We start from the raw sequence: 20,313 nt of genomic DNA, 5'->3' as shown, positions 1-20,313 counted from the left end.
TCGCCTCCTAGAGCGTCACCGTCTGGTGCCGTGCCGCGTGGCAGTTGATATTGACGGCGCAGGGCATAGTCGCGATGTGGCATGGGAAAGCCTCGACGAAGACCGCCAGCGCGGTTACGCGTCCGCCGAGACCCTGGGGCCCGATGCCCAGCTTGTTCACACGCTCGAGCAGCTCCTTCTCCATCGCGGCGTAGAACGGGTCGGGGTGGATTGAGCCGACCTCCCGCAGCAGCGAGTGCTTGGCGAGCATCGCGCACTTCTCGAACGTGCCGCCGATGCCGACGCCGACCAGAACCGGCGGGCAAGGATTCGCTTTTGACCGCGCCACCCGGTCGACCACGAACTTCTTGATGCCCTCGGCGCCGTCCGAGGCCGAGAGCATCTTTACCTCGGACATGTTCTCAGAGCCGCCGCCCTTGGGCTGGACGGTAATCTCCAGCCCATCGCCGGGCACGATGTCGGCGTAGATGATTGCCGGCGTGTTATCCTTGGTGTTCTCGCGCCGGAGCGGGTCTTTGACTATTGACTTGCGCAGGTATCCGTCCTTGTAGCCCTTGGCCACGCCCTGCTGGACAGCATCGTAGAGCTCGCCGCCCTGTACCCTGACTCCGGAGCCCAGTTTCAGCCAGACTACTGCCCAACCGGTGTCCTGGCAGATGGGCATCATCTCCTTGCGGGCAATCTGCTCGTTTTCGAGCAGCTGGTTCAGGATGTCCTTGCCGGCGGGCGACTCCTCGATCTTCAGGCCGTCCTTGAGCGCCTGCACCACGTCATCGCCGAGCAGGCAGTTGGCGTCGATGCACAGTTTCGCTACGGCGTCCTTGATCCTGTCGAACTGAATCTCTTTCATCTCCTCAGTCCCCATTCGTCATTCGGCATTCGGACTTCGTCATTTCCTAGAGTGCGTGGTCCAGAACCCAGATCTCTGGCTCCGGCGGGAGCTTGTGGGCGCTCAGCTCCACCTCGGCCGAGCCGACCCGCTTCACGTTCTGCTCGCCCTGCGTGAAATCCTCAAGGCCGGCGATGGGGAACCCCAGCTTGTCGGTTTTGTAGTGCATCGGGATGATGACCGTGGCCGCGAGCTGAGCCGCGACCTTTCGCGCCCCGGCCGCGTCGACCGTGAAGGTGCCGCCCACCGGCACGAGCAGCACGTCAACCTTGCCGATAGCGCTGGCCTGCTGCGCGGTCAGTACGTGCCCGAGGTCCCCGCAGTGGCAGACCCTCACCCCATCCGCGTCGAACACGAAGACCGTGTTCCTGCCGCGCCCCGCGCCCTGGTTCTCGTCATGGAACGTCTCGACTCCGACTATGCTGACCGACCCGACCTTGTGGCTGCCCCTCCCCTCAATCACCTTCGGCTTGCCGGGAAGGCCGGATACCCCGTCGTGGTCCTGGTGATGGTGACTGACGGTGACGACGTCAGCGGCATCGTGAATCGAGCCGTACTTGACCTCGCCGTTGAAGCTGCCTGACAGGTAGGGGTCGGTGATGATGGCTGTGCCGTCCGCAGCACTCAACAGAAACGCCGAATGGCCGAGCCACTTTATGCGCATACTACGGAGCCGGACAATTCAGAATCCAGAGCCTAGAATCCAGAAACCAGAGTTTCCGGACTGTGGATTCTGATTTCTGGTTTCTGGTTTCTGAATTCTGCACTATCCTACGCCGTGGGAACTACCGTCACCCGCCGCTTGTCCTTGCTCGCGCGCTCAAACTTCACCGTGCCGTCGACCAGGGCAAACAAGGTGTCGTCTTTGGCCCGGCCAACGTTTGCGCCGGGCAGGATGCGAGTGCCGCGCTGCCGGACAATGATACAGCCGGTCGTCACACGCTCTGAGCCGAATGTCTTCACTCCCAGCCGCTGGCCCGGGCTGTTGCGGCCGTTCTTACCTGAGCCGCCGCTCTTCTTGTGTGCCATATGATGTTCTCCTTGAGCAGGTTATGTACAGGAAGGGCATTATATCCGCGAGCGGCGGCAGAGTCAAACCCAGGCCCGTCCCAGCCTTGACTTTGCGAGGCGTAGCTCTAGCGTATTGGTGTCCAAACACAAGGAGACACCATGGAAGCTAGTGCTGTTCTGTCCGCATCCGACGCCCAGGCCCGCAAGAACGCCAAGGGCATGGCCGGCTGGATGAAGTTCATTGGCATCATGACCATAGTCGGCGGCTGCCTGCAGGCGCTCACCATCTTCGGGCTGCCCATCGCGTGGCTGCCTATCTGGATGGGCGTGGTTCTGACCAAGGCCGGGTCCAAGGCCGGGGAGTACGCTGATAGAGGTGACTCCGCCTCGCTCGAAGGCGTGACCGGCCAGCTCAAGACCTATTTCACCATTTCCGGCATCTTGATAATCGTCTCATTCGCAGTGACCATCATCGTCATGATCGCCTGGGTAGTTCTGCTCGGGCTGGGCGTGTTCTCATCGTCGAGCCTGATGGAATACTTCAACCGGTACCGATAGCTGGACCCCGCAGTGGCAATCCGGGGCTGCGGTGCAGCAGACCGGGTAGTTATCGAAGGCGGGACATGCGTGCACTGGATCGGGGATGGCCCTTCGGTGTCGGTTTCCGGGCAGTAAGCAGGCCGACAACCATCGAGGAGACCCAACCGGTCCTTTTCTGCGAGATCCGGGGCTGCCCGGGTCTCGCTGCGTCCCGCGGGTTTGACGCACTGGCATTCTCCGCAGATCACTATAGACTGTCGGCAATGGCGAAGTTGCCCAAAGCCAGCAATGAAGGGCTGGAGCAGACGCAGGACTGGATCATGTGTGCGAAGCTTGTGACCGGACTGGTGCACGAGATCAACAACCCGCTGGACGGAGTCATCAACTGCATCCGGACCGTGCGGTCGGGCAAGCTGGACGCAAAGCGCGAAAAGGAATACCTGGCCCTGGCCGAGCAGGAGCTGTTCCGGGTGACCACGCTGACCAAGCGACTGCTCGGGCTCGCCCGCGAGAACCCACCGGCGCTCGTGGACGCCAACCTGAATGAACTGGTGGAAAAGTCGCTCTTCTTTGTCGATTACCGTCGGGCGCGGTCCGGGATAAGGCTGAAGCGCAGTCTGCAAAAAGGCCTGCCCGTTGTGCAGGTCGACCATCCCGCCATACTGCAGATCATCGTCAATCTGCTCCAGAACGCGATCGAGAGCATGACCGCAGGCGGGACGCTCGCGGTAACGACCGAAGCCGATGCCGAGTGGGTCAAACTCAGCGTCGGCGACACCGGCCGCGGCATCCCCGCGGAGGACCTCGCCCGGATATTCTATCCGTTCTTCACCACCAAGCAGGGCACCGGTACCGGACTGGGCCTGGCGGTTTCCCAGAGCATAGCCGAGCAGCACCAGGGCGGAATCACGGTAAGGAGCGAAGTCGGCAAGGGCTCGACCTTCACGCTGCGACTGCCGCGGAACCGGGCGCGGGGCTAGCCATGGTCAGGCGCCGCGTGCTGGTGATCGAGGACGAGGAGCTGAAACGCCTTACCGTGGTCGACGCGCTGACCGACGCTGGCTACGAGGTGCGCGGAACCGGGGACGGCACCGAGGGCTTCCAGTTGCTCCGCGACGAGTTCTGGGACGTCGCCCTGGTGGACATGAAGCTGCCCGGGATGGACGGCATGACGATACTCGCCCAGGCCCGGCAGGTGAGGCCCGAGACATCGATTGTGATGATGACCGCCTACGGCTCGGTACAGACCGCAGTGGAGGCGATGCGGGGCGGCGCGTACGATTTTCTGACCAAGCCGTTCACGACCGACGAGCTGCTGGTGAAGATCGAACGGCTTTTCGAGTACCGGGCCAAGTCGAGCGAGAACGCGGCGCTGCGACAGGCGCTGGACTCTGAGTACAAGCTGCACAGTATGGTCGGCCGGTCGCGCTCGATGCGCCGGCTGTTCGAGCAGATTTGCGTGGTGGCCGACTCGGATGCGAACGTGCTCGTGGTCGGTGAGACCGGCACGGGCAAGGAGCTGGTGGCGGAGACGATTCACTACTCCAGCCCGCGTCGCCAGGGGCCGCTCGTCAAGGTGTCCTGCGTGACGCTGCGCGAGTCGCTGATCGAGAGCGAGTTGTTTGGCCATGAGGAGGGAGCGTTCTCGGGCGCGATCCGGGCGCGGCCGGGTCGGTTCGAACTGGCGGCGGGTGGCACGCTGTTCCTGGACGAGGTGGACGACGTGCCGCTGTCGGTGCAGCCCAAGCTGCTCCGGGTGTTGCAGAGTCGCGAGTTCGAGCGGGTCGGAGGCGAGAAGATGCTGCGGGCCGACGTGCGGGTCGTGGCCGCGACCAAGCAGGATATCCCGCAGCTCGTAGCTCAAGGACGCTTCCGCGAGGACCTGTACTACCGCCTCAACACCGTCACCCTGCGGATGCCGCCGCTGCGCGAGCGCAAGGACGAGATTTCTGTACTGGTCGAGCACTTCGTGCGCAAGCACGACCGGCTTGAAGGCCGCGAGTTCTCTTCGGCGGCGCTCGACGTCCTGTGCCGCTATTCCTGGCCGGGCAACATCCGCGAGCTCGAACACGTGGTCGAGGCGGCCCTGGTAATGACGAAGGACCAGGTCCTCGAACCGCCGCATCTTCCCCATGACTTTCTCGAAACCGTGTCCATCCGCTCCGGCACGCTCAAAGTCGCCCTGCGGGACGAGCTGGCCGGCATCGAGCGGCAGACCATCGTCAAAGCACTGGCCGCCTCCGATGGCAACATCTCCCGTGCGGCCATGCACCTTCACCTCGCCCGCGGTACCCTGCGCGACCGGATGAAGAAGCTCGGCATCAGGGCGGCGCGGGGCCACAAGCCGCAGGCCACGAGGTCCAAACCCCGGACTCCCGAGGATCCCCAGAGTTAGGCTCTCGGAGTGACTCCTTGACCTCTCAACTGGCGGTTTCCCGCCACACCCTGTGCGGAGCCGGGAGGCAACCAGTCCCACCGGAAGAGGCCGTCCGCTTGACATGAGCGTCATGCGACAACCTGCGCCGCTGGCACGCTACTTGCCCTGCTGGTGGTTTACGATGAAAGTGAGTCAGAGCCGGACCGTTGACGGCCGGCAGCGATGACCCGGATACTGGGACGCCGAACGTTCGGCGGCGGGCTGCGCTTCCGGCACTACGCGGGCCAGCCGCAGGCGGATGTTGAGACGCCCGGCCTGCCGCGCCGGGTGGTCATCCCCATGCTGCAGGGCTACGGCGTGCCGCTCGAGCCGCTGGTCAAGCCGGGCGAGCGCGTGTTCGCTGGCCAGGTCATCGGCCGGGACGATGCTACGGTCTCTTCGCCGGTCCACGCTACGATCAGCGGCACGGTCGCGCAGATCACCCGGGTCACAGTCCGCGGCCGTGAAGTCGCCGCCGCCATAATCGACGGCGACGGCACCGACGCGTGGACCAGACTCGACGGTGCATCCCCGGACTGGCAGAGCCTGGGCCCCGAGACAATCGAGGACCTGCTTTACCGCTCGGGCGTAACCGGTCTGGCGCGCGAAGGCATCCCGACCCGGTACCGTTCGGCGGTCATCGGACCGGAGTCGGTGCGGCATGTCATCGTCACCCTTGTCGGCGCCGACGTCTTTAAACCCAACCCGGCCGTGCTGCTCGGCGAAAGCGAGTTGCCCGGGTTTGCCACGGGCCTCGCCATCCTCGGACGTGTACTTCCGAATGCCGGCTTCCATGTGGCGGTCAGCGACGAGGCGAGCGTCCTGGTCCGCAGCCTGACCCGAGCGCTTGCCGGGAACCCCAAGACGACCATTCACGCGCTCGAGCCCCGCTACCCGCAGGAATTCACCGAGATGCTGGTCAGGTCCGTGCTCAAAGAGGACTTTCCCTTCGGCTTCGCGGCGGCCAACATCGGAGTCGTCGTTGCCGACGTTCAGGCGGTCCTGGCGGCGCGTGACGCCGTGGTCGAGGGTCGCCCGGTCATCGAGCGACTGGTCGCGCTTGCCGGCCCGGGATTCCGGAAACCCGGATACCGGCGGGTGCGGATCGGCAGTTCTTTCGAGCAGGTCGTCGCCGGCCGGCTCAAGTCCGGTGACCTCATGCAGAAGATCGTGCTCGACAGCATCCTGTCCGGTCAGGCAATCGACGATCTCACGCGACCGATCGATCGTACAGCGACGATGGCAATTGCCGTGCCCGACGATAATCGGCGGCTGCCGTTCGCATTCGCTCGTCCCGGACTGCACAGCGAGTCGTTCTCGCGCAGCTTCGTTCCCGCCTGGCTGCCGGTGAAGAAGGCCGCAAATACCAACCGGCACGGTGAAGAGCGGCCCTGTATCCAGTGCGGTTGGTGTGCCCGGGCCTGCCCGGTGCGCATCATCCCGCAGCTCATCTACCGCCAGTCGCGCCGCAACATTGATGAGACCCTGGTGCGCTACGGCGCGTTCAACTGCATCGACTGCAACCTCTGCACCCTCGTGTGCCCATCCAAGATTCCGCTCGCCCGCCGCATCGCCGATGCCAGAACGCAGCTGGTCGAGGTCGGCTGCGACAACTCGTCGTGTGTCGTACCGAGGTTTGACCTCAAGGGCATCGAGGAGTACAAGGGGGTGAAGAGCATCCGATGAGCAGGCTGCTGCACGCCATCGTCGTCCGGCTCAACGCGCTGACCAGCAGGGGGCCGCTCAAGCGGCTCCAGCCGGTGACCGAGGCGCTCGACGAGGCGCTGCTCGGCACGGACAAAACGGCCAAGGCCGCGCCATTCCTGTCCGACGGCATGGACATCAAACGGATGATGTCGCTGGTCATCATCGGCCTCGTCCCGGCCGCCCTGGCCGGCATCTACTTCTACGGCTGGTACGTGGCGGCGATGATCGCCACCTCCTATGCGGTCGGCGGAATGGTCGAGGTCGCGTTCGCGATGGCCCGCCGCAAGCCGATCCACGAAGGCTTCCTTGTCACCGGCCTCATCTTCCCGCTGGTGCTGCCGCCGACGACGCCGCTCTGGATCGTCGCGGTCGGCATCTTCTTCGGGACCTTCTTCGGCAAGGAGGTTTTCGGCGGGACCGGGCGCAACATCTTCAACCCCGCGCTGGTCGGCCGGCTCTTCGTCAGCCTCGCCTTCCCGAGCTACTTCGCGACGATGTGGGGCAAGATGCACTGGGGCGGAGCGGGCGGGTTCGTGAAATGGACGGTTGACGCCACGACCCAGGCGACGCCGCTGATCGACTTCAAAGGCTCGCAGCTCATCTCCGCCGATCCGATATCGCTGCTGCTGGGCCACGCGCCCGGGTGCGTGGGCGAGACATTCCGCATCGGCATCCTGCTCGGCGGGCTGTTCGTCGTTTTGACCCGGGCCGGGGACTGGCGAGTGCCGGTGTCCTACCTCGGGAGCGTGGCGGTTTCGGCGCTGGTCCTGCGCGGATTGATGCCCGGGCGGGTCGCGCCGGTCTGGTTCCAGCTCCTTTCCGGCGGGCTGATGTTCGGAGCCTTCTTCATGGCCAATGACCCGGTGACGTCGCCGTTCACCTTCACCGGCCGATGGGTCTACGGCCTCATGCTCGGGATCCTGACCGTGTTGATCCGCGCCCTGTCCGGCCTGCCTGAGAGCGTGATGTTCGCCATCCTCTTGATGAACGCCGTCACCCCGCTGATCGACAGCACGGTCGTCAACATCTCATACCGGCGGGCGACCACGAAGGTGCGAAGGCTCGCAGCATGAACCTGAAGCGCAAGCTGCTCGATCTCCTCTTCATTGTCGTGCTCGGCGTGGTTTCGGTGGCGATGCTCCTGGCCGCGCAGAGCTACTCGGCGCCGGCGGTCAGGCGCTTCCGCGAGACCCGGCTGAAGACCAATGTCCTGACCGCGGCCGGCATCCCCTGGACCCAGGCCGACTTCAGGGAGGTCTTTGAGCGACAGGTAAGGGAAGAGACCGGCAGTGGAGAGGCGTGGTTCGTCGCCGAAACGCTGGTTATCTACGAATTCAGGGGTCGCGGCCTCTGGGGAATGATTGAAGGTATCGCGACCTTCGACTCGGCCGTCACGCATATCGCCAGCGTCCGCGTGCTCTCACAGGAAGAGACGCCCGGGCTCGGCGACCGGATCAAGGAGCCCGGCTATCTCGCTACCTATAGAGGCAAGACCGCGACCGAGCCGCTCGACCTCGCGCTGCGTCACAAGGCGTCGCTGCCCAACGAGGTAGATGCCATCTCCGGTGCGACGCTCAGTTCGCAGGCACTGGTGACGATCGTCAGCGCTGCCGCGCTGCGGCTGCGGACGGCAAAGGGTGAGGCGCAGTGAATCTCCGTCGCATCGCCTACACCCGGCCCTGGCGGACTTTCATTGCCGGGTTCTTCAAGGAGAATGCGGTCACCTACCAGCTACTTGGGCTCTGCTCGGTGCTGGCCGTCTCGAACAAGCTGGAGAACGCCATCGCCATGGGACTCGGCGTGGTCTTCGTAGTTACCATCTCGTCTTCGTTGATCGCCCTAATGCGGAAGCTGATACCGCCGCAGTACCGGATGATAACCTACATGATCGTGACTTCGACCTTCGTCATCATCGTCGATCAGTTCCTGAAGGCGAACTTCCCTCTGATCAGCTCCCAGCTCGGACCGTACGTCGGGTTGATCATAACCAACTGCATCGTCATGGGTCGGCAGGAGGCGTTCGCCATCAAGAACGGCGCCTGGCTGTCGTTCCTTGACGGGCTCGGCTCGAGCATGAGCTACCTCTACACCCTTGTCATCCTCGGGATCATCCGCGAAATCCTCGGCTTCGGCACGCTCCTGAACGTCCGGGTGATGCCGCTGGATTTCCCGCCCTGGGTGGTGATCACGATGGCCCAGGGCGCGTGGTTCCTGCTCGCGATCTACTACTGGGTTTTCCGCCGGGTGGCAAAACTCAAACCGGCGGAGCAGGAGTAAGGCCATGACGCTCAACCCGCTCGTCATCCTCGTCGCCGCGGTCTTCACCCACAACATCGCGCTCACCTACCTGATCGGCATGTGCCCGATGCTGGCGATGTCGCGCCGGGTGGATACCGCGACCGGCATGGGCGTAGCGGTCACCTTCGTACTGGCCATCATCGGCCCGCTCAACTGGATAATCTACCGCTTCCTGCTGGTCCCTACCCACTCCGAGGTGATGTCGTTCCTGGTCTTCATCATCGTCATCGCCAGCGCCGTGCAGCTGGTCGAGATGCTCGTCTCCCGTTTCTTTCCGGCCCTGCACGCAAGCTTCGGCGTCTTTCTTCCGCTGATCACCGTCAATTGCGCGGTCCTCGCGGTATCGCTCTTCGTCATGCTGCGCGAATACAATCTCTGGCAAACGGTGACGTTCTCCATTGGCACGGGCGTCGGCTGGGGCGTAGCAACGACCATCATCGCCGGGATTCGCGAGCGCCTGGAGCTGGTCGGAGATGTTCCTGCGGATCTGCGCGGAGCCGGAATCACGATGGTCATCGCGGGGATCCTTGCGCTCGCCTTCATCGGCTTCTCTGGCATGGTGGCAATCCAGTGATAACTGTCATCCTGGTCGGCGGGCTGATCCTCGTAATCGCGGTTGCCCTGCTTGTCGCCGAGCGGTTCCTCGTCAGCCACGAAGAGTGCACCATAACTGTCAACAAGTCACGCACCATCAAGGTTGAGGGCGGCGACACCCTGTTATCGACACTGAACCAGAACAAGCTGTTCGTCCCCTCGGCCTGCGGCGGCAAGGCGACCTGCGGGCTCTGCAAGATACGGGTCGTCTCCGGCGGGGGCGAGATGCTGCCGACCGAGACGGTGTTCGTGACGCGGCAGGAACGCGAGCAGGGCATCCGGCTCGCCTGCCAGGTCCGTGTCCAGCGGAACATCGAAGTGACCCTGCCCGAGAGCATGCTCGCGGCAAAAGAGTACGAGGGCACGGTCTCCGCCCTCGAGTCCCTGACGTACGACACCAAGCTGGTGCGCTTCGACCTTGGCGGGACTGCCCTCGACTTCAAGCCCGGCCAGTACGTACAGCTGCTCGTTCCCGGCACTGACCAGTTTCGCGCCTACTCGATTGCCAGCCCACCGTCGGGCCGTAACGTCTTTGAGCTCATCATTCGCTACGTCTCGGGCGGGCTCTGCACCGGCTGGATCCACAAGGCACTGGCGGTGGGCGACCGGGTTAGGCTGACCGGGCCGTTCGGCGATTTCTTCCTGCGCGAGGACTCAGATCGCGAAATCGTCGCCATCGGCGGCGGCTCGGGAATGGCGCCCATGCGCTCGATCGTAATGCACCTCGCCGAGCAGGGCATGCCGCGCAAGACGACTCTCTTCTTTGGAGCACGGACCCGGCGCGACCTGTTCTACGTCGACGTCTTCCGCGACCTGGAGAGGAAGTTCACCAACTTCCGCTACTTCCCGGCGCTTTCGGAACCGCGGCCCGAGGACAATTGGACCGGCGACGTCGGGTTCGTGACTCAGGTAGCCGCCCGGCACGTGAACCCGAACGGCGCCAAAGAAGCCGTGCTCTGCGGCCCGCCGCCGATGATTGACGCGGCAATGCGGGTGCTGCCCCGCCTGGGCATCGCGGCCGAGCATATCTACTTCGACAAGTTCTGATTCTCAGGCACAATGCAATATGCATAGTGCATCACGCCCGGCGGTCTGGCTTCGCGCGCTTCGGGCGCCGTTCTTCGTCGGCACGCTGGTGCCTGCGGCATTCGGCGCGGCGTATGCACGCTTTGCGGGCTATCCGTTCAGCTGGGGTCTGTTCTGGCTTACCATGATCGGAACGGCACTGGCCAATGCCGGCTGCAATCTGGCCAACGACTATTTCGACTACCGAAGCGGCGACGACCAACTGACGCAAGCCACACCGTTCTCGGGAGGCAGCAAGGTCATCCAGGATGGCCTGCTGTCGCCCCGGCAGGTACGGAACGCAAGCATCACGAGCCTCGTGCTCTGCGCGGCAATCGGACTCTATCTCAACGTCCGTACGGGCGGCTCGGTTCTGTTGGTCGTTGGCGTCATCGGCCTCGTCATCGCCTGGTTCTATACGGCCCCGCCGCTGCGGCTCGGCTCACGCAGCGGGCTGGGCGAAATCGTCTGCGTGCTCGGGTGCGGACCCGTCGTCGCCTTCGGCGCGTACTTCGTGCAGGCGCGAGCTCTCTCCCTTCCGGCCCTGATCGCGAGCCTGCCGATCGGACTCCTGATGGGTCTCGTCCTGTTCATCAACGAGTTCCAGGACGTCGAGGCGGACGGCGCAGTCGGCAAGCGCACCCTGGTGGTCGTCATGGGGACTCGGGCCGCGAGCCGTCTGCTCAGCACCACGCTTCTTGTCACGTACGGACTCATCGGCGTCCTGGTCTTGACCGGAGTCCTCGCTCCCGCCTCTCTGCTCGCCCTCCTGACTGTTCCGGTTGCGCTGTTCGCTGCCATCCGCGCCCACCGGTTCCACGCCGACCGGCCCCGGCTGCTGCCGGCCAACGCGGCCATCATTCTCACCCATCTCGCCACCGGCGTCTTCATGACGCTGGCGGCCTGGCTATGAAGGAAGTGAGTCCGGCCTACCGGCCGATCCGCCGCGGTCTCGACGCCGTCGAAGCGGAGATCGCCAACCGGACGACCGGTCGTTTCTCGGTGCTGCTGCGGGGAAAGCGGCTGCGTCCGGCCATGCTCCTGCTGGCTGCGGGCGCGACCGGAGAGCGGCCCGACCGTGACGCGGTGCTGGCCGCAGCCATCGTCGAGATCGTCCACACGGCCTCGCTCATCCACGATGACGTGATCGACTCGGCCCTGCGGCGACGCGACGGCGCGGCGCTGCACCGCGTCATCGGCGTCAAGCCGGCGGTGATCTTTGCCGACCTGCTGTTCGTACAGGGGCTGGCCGCGCTGGAGGAACTGCATACTCCCGGCCTTGTGCACCTGCTGGTGCGCGAGGTGCGGACGATGTGCGAGGGGCAGTGGCTGGAGGCACGAATCGGCGCCGGCGCCAGCTGTTCGCAGAAGCAGTATTTCGATATCATCAACAAGAAGACGGCCTCCCTGTTTGCCTTCTGCGGCCGTACCGGCGGCCTGCTGGGCAAGGCTGCCAGTGCGGAGCTTGCCGCGCTGGAGGAATTCGGGCGGCAGTTCGGGCTCGCGTACCAGCTGCTGGACGACGCAGAGGACCTCGAAGATGAGCGCCCGGGGGCGATCCAGCGAGCGCTCGCCCGGCGCGGAGGCGTCAAGTACTGCCGCGATGCTGCCGGCGACGCGGCTTTCGCTGCCCGCCGCGCACTCAAGCACGTCCCGCCTCGGGTCGCCGGGGGGCTGGGGCGGCTGCTATCGTCAGTTATGGAGGATGGAAAATGACAACCAAGGGAAAGCGGATTCTCATCGTTGACGACGACGCTGACTTCATCACCGCGACCCGGGCGGTTCTCGCCGGAGCGGGCTACGAAGTCGAGGCGTGCACCAAGGCAGCGGAGGCATCGGCCAGGATACGGGAGTTCCGGCCGGATCTGCTCGTGCTGGATGTCATGATGGAGACTGGCTCGGCCGGGTTCGACGTCTCATACCAGGTGAGGAAAGACCCGCACTACGCGAAGACGCCGATCCTGATGGTCACCGCGATTCACCAGACCACGCCGCTGCGCTTCTCGCCGGAAACCGACGGCGAATTCCTGCCCGTAGAGAAGTTCCTGGATAAGCCGGTGCCGGCCGATGTCCTGCTTCGGGAAGTGGCGCACCTGCTTGAATCAGCCGAATAGCCCCGGTAGCCCGGGGCGAGCCGACGAGGCTTTCCGCCAGCTGGCCTGGTTCATACGGTTGCGCTGGCTGGCCATTGCCGGCGTGCTGGCCACGTTGCCGGCGGCGTGGTACCTGCTGCGTCTCCGGTTCGACCCGATGCCGCTGCTCGCTGTGACCGCCGGTGTCGTGGCGGCCAACGTCTTCTTCCGGGTGCGGCTGCGACGGACGTCAACGGCCGAACGTCTGACCGGACTCGCCCGTACCCAGATAGTGATCGACCTCATCGCTCTTGTGCTTTTGCTCTACTTCGCCGGTGGGATTGAGAACCCATTCAGCTTCTACTTCGTCTTTCACACCGCCATCGCCGCCTTCATCTTCCCGGAATCAGGCAGTTTGGTCATCGCCACTCTGGCCTTCGGATTGTACACGGCAATGGTGCTGCTCGATTGGACGGGAGTGATTGCACGCTTCCCCCTGACCGGGCTCTACGCCGTCTCACCCTACCAGTCACTGGGGCCGGTGCTTGCCAACATAATCGTCTTCGGCAGCACGCTATACATCGTCCGCTACTTCACCGCCGCCATCAGCCGCCGCCTGAGCCGGCGCACGAACCAGCTGGCCCAGGCCAACCGGAAGCTGCTCGAGGCGGACCGAAACCGGGTTCAGTCCGTCATCACCGTTACCCACGAACTCCGGTCGCCGGCCGCGGCCGCGGCCAGCCTGCTTGAGGTCGTGGAACGGGTGAGTCCGGACGAGCGGCCGGCGCTCATCGACCGTGCGCGCCAGCGTATCAACGGGCTGCTGCGGCTGATCGGCGATCTGCTCGACCTGCACCAGCTGGAGCTGGGCACCACGAACGTCGAGACCGCACCGGTACCGGTCGCCGAGGTCGTGGAAGCCGCCGCCGCCGAGTACGCGGCGCTGGCCCGCGAGCGCGGCGTCAGTGTGCGGGTGGAGCTGCCAGCGGATCTGCCACCCGCTCAGGCCAGCGCCCGGTACCTTGAGTTCACGGTTCGGAACCTGCTGGCCAATGCCATTCAGTACAACCGGCCCGGGGGCAGCGTGACGGTATCCGCGCGGCAGTCAGAGGGCTTTGTGGAAGTCGAGGTGGCCGATACGGGGATGGGCATTCCCGAACGCGACCTGCCGCACGTCTTTGACATCTTCTTCCGGGGAGACGAGGCAAAGAAGACGGATCGACTGGCGCCGGGGCTGGGGCTTTCGCTGGTGAAGCGGCTGGTGGAAACGCAGGGCGGAACCGTGCGGGTTGAAAGCGAGGCCGGAAAGGGGAGCCGGTTCTTCTTCACCGTCCCGATTGCAGGCAAGCCCGAACCCGCCTAGACTCTGGACAACTTGAAGCGTGACCTTGGCAGACTCACGGTACTCGACGTCCTGCTCATCGCTGCGTTGCTGGCTCTGCCCGGATGGGCGCTGATCCGGGCGGCGCGGGCCGCGGGCGAGCGGCCGATCGCCCGCATCTTCCAGAACAACCGGCTGGTGGGCACGTACCAGCTTGACCGCGACCAGACGATAGCGATCGGCGACAGGGCAGGACCGGAGATGAGCATCGAGGTCAGAGGCGGCGCCATCCGGGTGGCCGAGTCGGACTGCCCCAAGGGAGTCTGCAAGCACGCCGGCTGGGTACGGACTCCGGGCCGCACCATAGTGTGCATTCCGAACCGGGTGCTGATCGAAGTCAGAGGCGCGTCCCGCGACTACGATGCCGAGAGCTATTGAGGAATTGTCGAATGGCGAGTGACGAGTTTCGATTGACCGGGAATCGACAATCGACAATCGACAATCGACAATCGTCCAGGATTGTACGGCTGTCGCTGCTCGTGGCCTGTGCATCGGTACTGCAGGTTGCCGAGTCGCTGCTGCCGCACCCTATCCCCGGGGTCCGACTCGGGCTCGCCAACATCATCACGGTTATCGCCATGGTCTACATCGGCCCGGCCAGCGCCGTGGAACTCGCGGTGCTCCGAACCCTGGTCAGCTCGATGGTCATGGGGACGTTCCTGACGCCCACGTTCGTTCTCTCCTTCTCCGGCGGCGTGGTGAGCGCCCTGGTCATGATTCTGCTCTTTCAACTCTCGGGCCGCGGCATGTTCTCGTTCGGACTAGTCGGCATCAGTGTCGGCGGAGCGGTCAGCCACATTGCGGCCCAAGTGGCCCTGGTCTACCTGCTGTTCATTCGCAGCAGCGGCGTCCTCTGGCTCTGGCCCTGGCTCGGGCTCTCCGCCGTTGTGACCGGTGTCCTGACCGGGGTCATAGCGATCCAGGCAGTGCGGAGGCTGGAGTCCGGAGCAGGGATCAAGGAGCCAGGGACTCCGGGATTCAAGTACCCGAACCCCAGCCCCCCGGAAACCCGAAGTCCCCAGAGTCTCCTTGGGCGGCTGCGCCCGGACTTCAAGGTCGCGGCTGTGATCGCGATCGGGCTCCTCGTTGTCATCTTCTCCGACTATCGGCTCTACGTGGCAGTTTTCGGCCTGCTCGCTATCCTTACGTTTGCGGGTCGGGTCGGACTCGGCCGGCTCGCGGCCGGGTTCGGGCGCATCTGGGCACTACTGCTGATGTCGTTCCTGCTGCCGGTCATCTTCTCTCCCTGGGGCAAGGTTCTCTGGGAGTTCGGCCCCCTGCGGATCACCGAGGCAGGGCTGCATGACGGCGCCATCTTCACCGCCCGCATGCTGCTCCTCTTCCTCGCGACCGCGCTCCTGGCGCAGACAACCGCTCCCGTGGAAGTAGCCATGGGTCTCGAGCGTCTGCTCGCGCCGTTGCGCATCTTCGGCATCCGGCCCGGATGGCTGGCGCGCTCGCTGGCCCTGTCCTGGGCCTACTTCCCGGCTTTCTGGCAGAACGTCAGGCAGCTCATCAAGAAAGGCAGCAACCGCCGCGGCTGGTTCGACCGGGCGCTGCACTTTCCCGGCGACATCGTGGCCGAACTCTACCTGCTGGCCGCCGCCACCGCCGCAGCCCCGGCGGCCGGGTCTCGCGAGGAATAGCCCCGCCGGAATGGCGGATTACCGCCACCTACTGCCCGGTTGGACGGCCTTCGACGCCACAACCAGCCTGTAAACGGGCGCGCCGGGGTGGCACGAAACGTGATGTTCATTGCCCGATGTCTTTCCGTCTGACCGCAGACCCTCGCGTAGGCTTGGGCAATGGCGGCAGAAAGCCAGCAAGGAAGAACCCGGGTACATGTCGAGGCGCATCCTCCAATTCGGCGGATTCTGCATGCCGGGCAAGACCGCAACTCCCCGAGGAGAAGGAGATAGGATGACCAAACAGAAAGTGCTGCTTGCCGCCGTGCTGGTCACGGCCCTGGCGGCAACCGGAGCGATGGGCGCCCAACTCAACTTCGGCGGCGACATCGGCTGGGTCCTTTTCGATGTAAGCAGCGGGTCCGGCATTCAGCCGAGCCGCGATTCGGCCGGCAACCCGGTTGCGACCGCGTACGACACCACCGGACGTGTGAACACGTACCTGATGTCGCACGGTGTCGGCCTCTACTTCAACGCTCAGTTGACCAACGATATCTCGATCAACGTCCTGGCCGACTGCGGCGGCACAGCCACAGGCGCCACGCCGTCGCTGGGCAAGAAGCTCGGTACCCAGCAGGGCACAGGCACATTGAAAGCGGTGAGCTTCCCTGAGGCCAACATCGCGTTGATGCTGCCGTGGCAGGTGCAGATGACGACCGGCATTATTCGCCCCATCTTCTCTGAGGACTACGGCGAGAAGAAGAGCTACCAGGAACACAACCGGATGCACAAGTCGTCGGCCAACGCCTATGGCGGCGAGTGGCACGACCTCGGCATCGAGCTCTACAGGTCGTTCGAGCCGGGCGGCGGCTTCTCGATTCCCGCCTACGCGTACCTGCTGGCCGGCGAACAGATGATCGGCGACGACAACAGCAACAAGTCGCTGCTGTTCCACGTTGCGCCGACCTTCTGGAAGCTGCGCCTGCTCGGGTCCTACGGCTTCGGCAAGGAAGGCGCGGACGGTGCGCTGGAGCCGTGGTCGCGCTACGCGGTCGGGCTGGGCGGCGACTTCGGACCGGTCTATTTCCGCGGGGAGTGCTTCGGAGGAAGCTGGGCCGGAGTCCCGGTGTTCAACCACAAGCCCGAGGGCGGGATTGACACCACGACCTACACCCGCAAGCCGACGGCATGGTACGTTACAGCCGGCGTGAACGTCATCCCGGACAAGCTGGGCTTCAATCTGGTCTACGACCAGAGCAGCCCGGATTGGACGACCTGGGGCAAGCTCGGCTACACCACGGGCAGCAGCAACGTGACCAACATGCACAATGGACAGGCAATCGGCGAAAGCTACACGACCATCGGCGCCACGGTGCAGTACTGGGTCATCCCGGGTTCCGCGCTGATGCTGGAATACAACAAGGGTCTGTGGAAAGTCGGCGACGGCACCCTCTGCAAGCTCGACTTCAACCGCATAACCCTGGGCTGGCGGACTGTCTTCTAAACCAGAGATGCGTCGTATGAGCGCTCGCCGCCCGCGGTCTGCTGCGCCTCGCAGGCCGTACCTGGTGGCGTGGAGCGCTCTTTTGGTAGCCCTGGCGGCAGGCCTTCTGCTTCCCTCCTGCCGCCAGGGCAAGACCGATGTCCGCAAGCAGACCCGGCTGATGATGGACACTTACGTCACGATCCAGGCGACGGGTCCGGCGCAGACTGCGGACAAGGCAATTGCGGCCGCCTTCGGACGGCTGGAGGAGATATCTCACAAGTTCAACTTCCTGGACTCGACCAGCCCGGTCTACGCCTTCAACGTCAACAACACGCCCCTTACCGACCCGGAGGTGGTCGAGGTCGTCAAGGCTGCGGTCGCGGTGAGCGAAGTCTCGGGAGGCGCATTTGACATCACCATCAAGCCGCTGGTGGAGCTGTGGGGTTTCTACGGCGACCGCCAGGCAGTACCTTCTCAGCGGTCGATAGACTCCTGTCTCAAGCTCGTCGGCTACAGGAATCTCGTACTCGAACCGGGCCGGGTAACCAAACTCCGGCCGGATGTTGCCATCGACCTGGGCGGCATCGCCAAGGGCTACGGCCTCGCCGAAGCGGCGCGCGTGCTGCGGCAGGAGGGCGTCGATTCCGCGCTCATCGACCTCGGCGGCGACGTCTACGCCATGGGCAAGAAGGGCGGCAAGAACTGGAAGGTCGGCATCCGTTCACCCCGAAGCGACGGTCTTGTCGGGCTGATCGCGGCATCGAACCTGGCGGTCGTCACTTCCGGTGACTACGAGCGTTTCTTCTGGGGCCCGCCTCGGGACACGCTCCAGAACGCCGCGGCGGGTTCCGGTCAGGTCCCCGCGGAGAGCGTTCGCTATTGCCACATAATCGACCCGGCAACGGGCTGGCCCCAGCGGGGCACGATAAGCACGACCATCGTGATGCGTGATCCGCTGACGGCGCAAGGCTGGTCCAAGATACTATTCCTCCGTGGTGTGGCCGCCCTGCCGTTGGTCGAGAAGACCGGCGGCATGGAAGCGATATTGATCAACGATAGTATGCGAGCATTCTGCACGCCCGGCCTGGCCAGCGCCCTGGACAGCACGCTATTGCAGGGAATAGCCACTTCCCCTGCCGGTCGGTGATTGCAGTGTACGCGAAGAAAGGAAAGCGAATAGTGAAGAGATATGGATGGTTGATTACGGCGCTACTGCTGGTCGTGTTTGCCGGCCCGGCCGGCGCGGTGGTACTTCTGAACCACGACGCGGCGCTGAAGGCAATGTTCCCCGACGCCGGCAAGGTCCTGCCCGAGGCCACGGCACTAACCGCCGAACAGATCGCGGCGGTCAAGGCCGTCTGCGGCGGCAAGTGGACGATGTACCCGGCCGGGGCGAAGACCGACGATGTCGCGGTGAACGACACGGTGACGTTCTACTTCGGCACGAAGGACGGGAAAAAGACCGGCGTTGCCGTAATGGAGATGCAGCCCGGCAAGTGGGGCCCGGTGCACTACATCGTCGCACTTGACCTGACGGGCAAAGTCACGAACATGGCTGTGATGTCCTACGTCGAGCAGCGCGGCCGGCCGATATCGACCCGGCGTTTCCTCGAGCAGTTCATCGGCAAGACCAGCAAGAGCGCGCTGTCCGTCGGCAAGGACGTCGATGCCGTGTCCGGCGCGACCATCTCTTCGCGCGCGACCGCCTTCGCGGTCAAGAAAGCAATCGCCCTCTACGAGGCGGTCTACCTCGCGCCGGAGCAGTAGCGCGGGAAAGGAACGGAGATGAACGGATACTCTCTGCCGGCACTGCCGAGATACGCCAAGGTCACGATTACCTTCTTCCTGCTGCTCATCGGACTCACCTATCTGGTCGGTGTTCTCAATATCTACCACAAGACAAAGTTCACCGTGCAGGGCGCAATCGAGAACGAGCGCGGCTCTGAAGAAAAGATGATCTACGCCAAGGAATTCGGCGACCTGGTCGGCGTGACTCACACCCACCTCGGCGGCTGGGCGATGATGTTCATGTGGGTAATGCTCTTCTTCATGTTCTCCACCTACGGCCCCAAGCTGAAGGGCCTGTTCGGGTTTCTCGCCTTCTCTCTGCCCGTGCTCGACGCCGGCGGGATGTGGCTCACGCGCTACGCCGCGACCGGGTTCGCCTACCTCTTCATGGGCGCAGGTTTCCTGATGGCCACGCTCTTCGGCCTGGTCCTGGTCCTCGACCTGGCGAACCTCTGGTGGGGCAAGCCGTCCAAGGCCACCGCATAGTCGGATGCCAGCGAAGAAGGTCGTCCGCAGTCGCAGGCCGCGGCCGCTCAACTGCTGGGAGTTCAAGAATTGCGGTCGCGGCCCCGGTGCCGAGCTGACCTGCCCGGCAGCCACCGACGTCGGCGCGGACGGCATCAACCGCGGCACCAGGGCCGGTCGAGTCTGCTGGGCGGTTGCCGGCACGCTCTGCGGCGGACGGCAACAGGGAACCTACGCGGTGAAACTCGAAACCTGCCTGAAATGTGACTTCTGCCAGCTCGTCCTGGCAGAGGAGCAGACCGAGCCCTGCGCGGACTACCGGCTGCCGAAGGCCGGACGCCGGCAACTCCGAGTCGGACGATAGCCGCAGGCGGCACGGCACAGAGCAAGCCGCTCCCGCTCGACTGACGTTGGCAGGGCGGCCGGCAGAGAACCTGCCGGCCGCTTCTCCTTCCCGCCGGACCTTGGTGACCTAGTGTCCTGGTGGCAATGGTTCTCTTCGGACTTCGGGCTGCTTCTCGCGGAAAACTGGGGACAGTCCCTCGGAGCGCTTGCGTCAGACTTAGCGCGGTACAGTCCCCGTTTTCCGCCCTGCCCTTCATATACTTATGGCGTCTGCACCCCCCTACCTGTGAAAAAGAGCACCATCTTCCCGCCGGGTGGTCTGCCCCCAAGCTACCCGGAGGGTAGTCATCCGCGAACCGGTTGAGGATGCGAGGAGCGATTCAACCCGGGGGAAAACAGGGACACTGGGGCTGTTGAAAAAGTCTTGACATCTTTCTGACGGCTGGAGCGTCTGAAGGGATGGTGACGCCCAACCGAAAGGACTCCACTGACAATGGTAGGTAATCAGGACCGCTGGCGTGAGGACATCTTCGTCGCCTGTCCGCTTCGGGACCTGGTGCCCGACGACCATGTACTGAAACGGGTTGACCGAGTGTTGGACTTGTCCTGGCTGCGGGACGAGGTGGCAGAC

At 64.3% G+C, this 20,313-nt stretch carries 21 protein-coding genes and 2 pseudogenes; 20 read left to right on the top strand and 3 right to left on the bottom strand.

The window, feature by feature from the left end; genetic code table 11:
• Window positions 1–7: 7 nt before the first annotated feature.
• The 3 genes from FJY68_05600 to FJY68_05590 all read right to left on the bottom strand — a co-directional run bounded on the left by FJY68_05600 (window position 8) and on the right by FJY68_05590 (window position 1,918).
• On the bottom strand, window positions 8–850 hold the full coding sequence (locus FJY68_05600) for a fumarate hydratase (GenBank protein MBM3331314.1): 843 nt from the start codon (window positions 848–850) through the stop codon (window positions 8–10).
• A gap of 46 nt (window positions 851–896) precedes the next feature.
• Window positions 897–1,553: an MBL fold metallo-hydrolase gene (locus FJY68_05595; GenBank protein MBM3331313.1), complete on the bottom strand. Its 657-nt coding sequence runs from the start codon at window positions 1,551–1,553 to the stop codon at window positions 897–899.
• A 107-nt stretch (window positions 1,554–1,660) separates the two neighbouring features.
• Window positions 1,661–1,918: a 50S ribosomal protein L27 gene (locus tag FJY68_05590; protein MBM3331312.1), complete on the bottom strand. Its 258-nt coding sequence runs from the start codon at window positions 1,916–1,918 to the stop codon at window positions 1,661–1,663.
• Between the two features lie 201 nt (window positions 1,919–2,119).
• Between FJY68_05590 and FJY68_05585 the strand changes: the two are divergent.
• The 20 genes and pseudogenes from FJY68_05585 to FJY68_05490 all read left to right on the top strand — a co-directional run bounded on the left by FJY68_05585 (window position 2,120) and on the right by FJY68_05490 (window position 19,620).
• Window positions 2,120–2,383, top strand: a pseudogene (locus FJY68_05585) (hypothetical protein).
• Window positions 2,384–2,523: 140 nt separating this feature from the next.
• Entirely contained in the window at window positions 2,524–3,420 is an 897-nt protein-coding gene (locus FJY68_05580; GenBank protein MBM3331311.1) for a hypothetical protein, read from the top strand.
• A gap of 2 nt (window positions 3,421–3,422) precedes the next feature.
• Window positions 3,423–4,835, top strand: a complete 1,413-nt coding sequence (locus FJY68_05575; GenBank protein MBM3331310.1) for a sigma-54-dependent Fis family transcriptional regulator — start codon at window positions 3,423–3,425, stop codon at window positions 4,833–4,835.
• A 204-nt stretch (window positions 4,836–5,039) separates the two neighbouring features.
• On the top strand, window positions 5,040–6,542 hold the full coding sequence (locus FJY68_05570) for a 4Fe-4S dicluster domain-containing protein (GenBank protein MBM3331309.1): 1,503 nt from the start codon (window positions 5,040–5,042) through the stop codon (window positions 6,540–6,542).
• Window positions 6,539–7,636, top strand: a complete 1,098-nt coding sequence (locus tag FJY68_05565; protein MBM3331308.1) for an RnfABCDGE type electron transport complex subunit D — start codon at window positions 6,539–6,541, stop codon at window positions 7,634–7,636. Before FJY68_05570 ends, FJY68_05565 begins: the two co-directional genes overlap by 4 nt.
• Window positions 7,633–8,214 (top strand): FMN-binding protein, encoded by a 582-nt coding sequence (locus FJY68_05560; GenBank protein ID MBM3331307.1) that lies wholly within the window; start codon window positions 7,633–7,635, stop codon window positions 8,212–8,214. Before FJY68_05565 ends, FJY68_05560 begins: the two co-directional genes overlap by 4 nt.
• An 11-nt stretch (window positions 8,215–8,225) precedes the next feature.
• Window positions 8,226–8,840 (top strand): NADH:ubiquinone reductase (Na(+)-transporting) subunit D, encoded by a 615-nt coding sequence (locus FJY68_05555; GenBank protein MBM3331306.1) that lies wholly within the window; start codon window positions 8,226–8,228, stop codon window positions 8,838–8,840.
• A gap of 4 nt (window positions 8,841–8,844) precedes the next feature.
• Window positions 8,845–9,435, top strand: coding sequence for an NADH:ubiquinone reductase (Na(+)-transporting) subunit E (locus FJY68_05550; protein ID MBM3331305.1), 591 nt, complete (start codon window positions 8,845–8,847; stop codon window positions 9,433–9,435).
• Window positions 9,436–9,446: 11 nt separating this feature from the next.
• The gene (locus FJY68_05545) at window positions 9,447–10,502 is read left to right on the top strand and encodes a 2Fe-2S iron-sulfur cluster binding domain-containing protein (GenBank protein MBM3331304.1); all 1,056 of its coding nucleotides are present in this window, start codon (window positions 9,447–9,449) and stop codon (window positions 10,500–10,502) included.
• A 19-nt stretch (window positions 10,503–10,521) separates the two neighbouring features.
• Window positions 10,522–11,433, top strand: a complete 912-nt coding sequence (locus FJY68_05540; GenBank protein MBM3331303.1) for a prenyltransferase — start codon at window positions 10,522–10,524, stop codon at window positions 11,431–11,433.
• Entirely contained in the window at window positions 11,430–12,236 is an 807-nt protein-coding gene (locus tag FJY68_05535; GenBank protein MBM3331302.1) for a polyprenyl synthetase family protein, read from the top strand. The genes FJY68_05540 and FJY68_05535 overlap by 4 nt, the downstream gene beginning before the upstream one ends.
• Window positions 12,233–12,634, top strand: a complete 402-nt coding sequence (locus tag FJY68_05530) for a response regulator (GenBank protein MBM3331301.1) — start codon at window positions 12,233–12,235, stop codon at window positions 12,632–12,634. The genes FJY68_05535 and FJY68_05530 overlap by 4 nt, the downstream gene beginning before the upstream one ends.
• Window positions 12,588–13,955 carry a HAMP domain-containing histidine kinase gene (locus FJY68_05525; GenBank protein ID MBM3331300.1) on the top strand — a complete coding sequence of 456 codons (1,368 nt, stop codon included), beginning with the start codon at window positions 12,588–12,590 and terminating at the stop codon, window positions 13,953–13,955. Before FJY68_05530 ends, FJY68_05525 begins: the two co-directional genes overlap by 47 nt.
• 3 nt (window positions 13,956–13,958) lie before the next feature.
• Window positions 13,959–14,351, top strand: a complete 393-nt coding sequence (locus FJY68_05520) for a NusG domain II-containing protein (protein ID MBM3331299.1) — start codon at window positions 13,959–13,961, stop codon at window positions 14,349–14,351.
• A gap of 11 nt (window positions 14,352–14,362) precedes the next feature.
• A complete protein-coding gene (locus tag FJY68_05515; GenBank protein ID MBM3331298.1) occupies window positions 14,363–15,619 on the top strand; it encodes a hypothetical protein in 1,257 nt (418 codons plus the stop codon).
• Between the two features lie 274 nt (window positions 15,620–15,893).
• Window positions 15,894–17,102 (top strand): hypothetical protein, encoded by a 1,209-nt coding sequence (locus FJY68_05510; protein MBM3331297.1) that lies wholly within the window; start codon window positions 15,894–15,896, stop codon window positions 17,100–17,102.
• A gap of 7 nt (window positions 17,103–17,109) precedes the next feature.
• Window positions 17,110–18,231 carry an FAD:protein FMN transferase gene (locus FJY68_05505; GenBank protein ID MBM3331296.1) on the top strand — a complete coding sequence of 374 codons (1,122 nt, stop codon included), beginning with the start codon at window positions 17,110–17,112 and terminating at the stop codon, window positions 18,229–18,231.
• Window positions 18,232–18,263: 32 nt separating this feature from the next.
• On the top strand, window positions 18,264–18,851 hold the full coding sequence (locus tag FJY68_05500; GenBank protein MBM3331295.1) for an FMN-binding protein: 588 nt from the start codon (window positions 18,264–18,266) through the stop codon (window positions 18,849–18,851).
• Window positions 18,852–18,869: 18 nt separating this feature from the next.
• Complete coding sequence (locus FJY68_05495; GenBank protein MBM3331294.1) at window positions 18,870–19,358, top strand: hypothetical protein; 489 nt, start codon at window positions 18,870–18,872, stop codon at window positions 19,356–19,358.
• Window positions 19,359–19,362: 4 nt separating this feature from the next.
• A pseudogene (locus FJY68_05490) lies at window positions 19,363–19,620 on the top strand (hypothetical protein).
• The last annotated feature ends 693 nt before the right edge of the window (window positions 19,621–20,313 follow it).

The organism is candidate division WOR-3 bacterium (genome assembly GCA_016867815.1).
Taxonomy (GTDB): Bacteria; Hydrothermota; Tepidihabitantia; order Tepidihabitantales; family Tepidihabitantaceae; genus UBA2258.
This window is presented reverse-complemented; position numbering and strand designations above follow the sequence as displayed.

Bases quoted from the DNA above. Each gene is read 5' to 3' on its own strand.
- FJY68_05570 (MBM3331309.1), top strand. From the start codon at position 5,040: ATGACCCGGATACTGGGACGCCGAACGTTCGGCGGCGGGCTGCGCTTC.
- FJY68_05535 (MBM3331302.1), top strand. From the start codon at position 11,430: ATGAAGGAAGTGAGTCCGGCCTACCGGCCGATCCGCCGCGGTCTCGAC.
- FJY68_05590 (MBM3331312.1), bottom strand. From the start codon at position 1,918: ATGGCACACAAGAAGAGCGGCGGCTCAGGTAAGAACGGCCGCAACAGC.
- FJY68_05540 (MBM3331303.1), top strand. From the start codon at position 10,522: ATGCATAGTGCATCACGCCCGGCGGTCTGGCTTCGCGCGCTTCGGGCG.
- FJY68_05560 (MBM3331307.1), top strand. From the start codon at position 7,633: ATGAACCTGAAGCGCAAGCTGCTCGATCTCCTCTTCATTGTCGTGCTC.
- FJY68_05575 (MBM3331310.1), top strand. From the start codon at position 3,423: ATGGTCAGGCGCCGCGTGCTGGTGATCGAGGACGAGGAGCTGAAACGC.
- FJY68_05580 (MBM3331311.1), top strand. From the start codon at position 2,524: ATGCGTGCACTGGATCGGGGATGGCCCTTCGGTGTCGGTTTCCGGGCA.
- FJY68_05505 (MBM3331296.1), top strand. From the start codon at position 17,110: ATGCGTCGTATGAGCGCTCGCCGCCCGCGGTCTGCTGCGCCTCGCAGG.
- FJY68_05600 (MBM3331314.1), bottom strand. From the start codon at position 850: ATGAAAGAGATTCAGTTCGACAGGATCAAGGACGCCGTAGCGAAACTG.
- FJY68_05550 (MBM3331305.1), top strand. From the start codon at position 8,845: ATGACGCTCAACCCGCTCGTCATCCTCGTCGCCGCGGTCTTCACCCAC.
- FJY68_05565 (MBM3331308.1), top strand. From the start codon at position 6,539: ATGAGCAGGCTGCTGCACGCCATCGTCGTCCGGCTCAACGCGCTGACC.
- FJY68_05495 (MBM3331294.1), top strand. From the start codon at position 18,870: ATGAACGGATACTCTCTGCCGGCACTGCCGAGATACGCCAAGGTCACG.
- FJY68_05515 (MBM3331298.1), top strand. From the start codon at position 14,363: ATGGCGAGTGACGAGTTTCGATTGACCGGGAATCGACAATCGACAATC.
- FJY68_05525 (MBM3331300.1), top strand. From the start codon at position 12,588: ATGTCCTGCTTCGGGAAGTGGCGCACCTGCTTGAATCAGCCGAATAGC.
- FJY68_05595 (MBM3331313.1), bottom strand. From the start codon at position 1,553: ATGCGCATAAAGTGGCTCGGCCATTCGGCGTTTCTGTTGAGTGCTGCG.
- FJY68_05530 (MBM3331301.1), top strand. From the start codon at position 12,233: ATGACAACCAAGGGAAAGCGGATTCTCATCGTTGACGACGACGCTGAC.
- FJY68_05510 (MBM3331297.1), top strand. From the start codon at position 15,894: ATGACCAAACAGAAAGTGCTGCTTGCCGCCGTGCTGGTCACGGCCCTG.